This window comes from Vibrio sp. 811 (assembly GCF_033339195.1).
This window is the reverse complement of record NZ_JAWOUB010001025.1, coordinates 1-502: the sequence shown is the minus strand read 5'-3', so window position 1 is coordinate 502 and position 502 is coordinate 1. Positions and strand designations below refer to the sequence as shown.

The window sequence follows — 502 nt, the reverse complement described above, 5'->3', positions numbered from 1 at the left end:
ATTCGTATGTCACATTTACTACTGGCTGGTAAGTCACCTGACCATTACTTTCCATAAATTCATCGACCGTCACTTTTGAATCGGTAATCGAAAATGACTGACGATCCACAAACTCAGACTTACGAGTAAATTCGTCTCTAAGCTGGCCAGACGATTTGTTCTGGTAATCTTGGAGCATAACTCGCCCCATATCGTAAGCCGCTTCTTTACTATCCACGACAGCACCGTGAATAGTTTGCGTATTGTTCGTCCACTGATAGCCACCAGCAAATACAACAGAAGGTGCAGTAGTCAGAGCGAGAAGACTTGCTAAAGTAATTAAGCGTTTCATAAACCTCTCCTTTACTTCCTTACTATCGAACCTGCATTGGTTCGATACCTATAAGTTACGTATAAAGACCTGTAGCACGTCAAATTAATTTCAAATTATGTTCAAGTTTTGTTCAATTTGGTTCTGTGCATGCTTTTGTTTATGACCCAATTCGATCTTTTTCAAACTTGA

At 39.8% G+C, this 502-nt stretch carries 1 protein-coding gene; it reads right to left on the bottom strand.

The features are described from left to right. The coding region (locus tag R7Q46_RS30700; RefSeq protein WP_318078781.1) for a DUF3316 domain-containing protein at positions 1–331 on the bottom strand (331 nt) is incomplete at its 3' end. Positions 332–502 lie beyond the last annotated feature (171 nt).